This window comes from Candidatus Protofrankia californiensis (assembly GCF_900634765.1).
Classification (GTDB): domain Bacteria; phylum Actinomycetota; class Actinomycetes; order Frankiales; family Frankiaceae; genus Protofrankia; species Protofrankia californiensis.
On the sequence record NZ_CAAAFT010000037.1, the window covers coordinates 18,269 to 19,500 of the forward strand.

General features: G+C 71.4%; 1 protein-coding gene. It reads right to left on the minus strand.

What is annotated here, in order from left to right; all coding sequences use genetic code 11:
• Nucleotides 1-90: 90 nt before the first annotated feature.
• A partial coding sequence (locus DD1DGNOD_RS01660; protein WP_206442881.1) for a molybdopterin-dependent oxidoreductase occupies nucleotides 91-1,232 on the minus strand: 1,142 nt, incomplete at its 5' end.

Below are 1,232 nucleotides of genomic sequence, written 5' to 3' on the forward strand. Positions count from 1 at the left end.
CTGTGAACGGGGATGCTGTTGTGCCGCACACCCATGGGCGGCCGTCTGTGTACGACCGCCCATGGGTGTGCGGCACAACAGCATCCCCGTTCACAGCATCACCACCCGGTGCACCCACTTGGTCTGCAGGACACCGGGCCGGTTCGGCGCGATCAGCCGCGCCGGATAGCCGTGGTCGATGTCCAGGTCCGCTCCGTTCAGGCCGGTGGCGAGCAGGGTCAGCGGGTCCCGAGCGTGCGGTGGGTGCACCTCGCTGGTCCGGTAGGCCCCGCCCGCCTCCAGGGACTCCACCCGTACCGTCGCGTCCGCGGGGACACCGGCTGCATCCAGCAGGTCCCGCAGCCGAGGACCACACCAGCTGGCGTCCGCGGCCCAGCCCTCCACACACGTGATCGGCAGCTTCGATTCATGGTGGGGGAACACCCGCAGTTCGTCGAGGGTGAGGACGAACGGGCGCGGGCCGACCACCTCCAGCCGGTAGCCCGGGTCACGGGCAACCGCGGTGACCCGGGCCGCCACCGCGGTCTTGTTGACCGGCAGCCTCTGCGGGCCGATGTCCGGCCGGCGCGGCCCGAGCAGGTCGAGCCCGGACAGGCCCGGTGCCCACTGGCCGGCTGTCGTCGCCACGATGACCCCGGCGGCACCGGTGACGGCGATACCGAGACCGCGCCGGGACAGACCGGCGCCCGTCCCCGGCTCGGGATCGCTCACCCGGTCGGTCAGGTGCGACCGGGTGTCCCGGCGGCGGCCCACGTTCGCCCGCACGACCGCGAGCTTCGCGGTGATGTGCACGCCCAGCGCGCCGATCGTGATCCAGGCGACCCAGTAGTGGGTGACGGTGAAGAAGAACCGGAACTGGTACCACTGTGCGATGTTCGCGATCCCGGTGGCCAGCTGGAAGACGGCCCCGGCGATCAACGGCACGATCAAGAGCCGCTCCACGGCGTGGGCGACCGAGCGCACCGGCGGCCACTCCCACAGCCGCGGGTAGACCGTCCACAGCTTCGCCAGCAGCAGCGGGACGCACGCCAGCCCGGTCGTCACGTGCAGGCCCTGCGTCACCCGGTACAGCGACACCGGGCGGGACGGCCAGACGTACCACGACGGCGGGTGCTGCATGAAGTGCGACATCAGCCCGGTCAGGAAACACACCCCGAAGGCGGTCCCGAGCCAGATACCCAGCAACGAGGCCACCCGCGGGTCGTGCAGGCGACTGGGGAAGGCGTCTGCAC